The following is a 233-nucleotide window of genomic DNA, read 5'->3' on the forward strand; positions in this document are numbered from 1 at the left end:
TAAAACTAAAAAAAACAATCGCTTTTAGCGCCGTGGCATTAATGGCTGCAACGTCACTTACATCAACAGCAGTAAATGCTGAAGTGTCTGCCAATGTAGCAGCTACTTCAAATTACTTATGGCGTGGACAAGAACAAACTGGCGGCGACGCTGCTATTTCTGGTGGTATTGATTACGCTGACGAATCTGGGTTTTATGCTGGTACATGGGTATCTAATGCATCTTGGGCTGAC

General features: G+C 43.8%; 1 protein-coding gene. It reads left to right on the forward strand.

Annotated features, from left to right (window positions below):
• Positions 1-233 (forward strand): TorF family putative porin (locus R2R70_RS23335; protein WP_410979397.1); only part of this gene is annotated, 233 nt, incomplete at both ends.

This window comes from Cobetia sp. SIMBA_158, assembly GCF_046566945.1.
Classification (GTDB): domain Bacteria; phylum Pseudomonadota; class Gammaproteobacteria; order Pseudomonadales; family Halomonadaceae; genus Cobetia; species Cobetia amphilecti.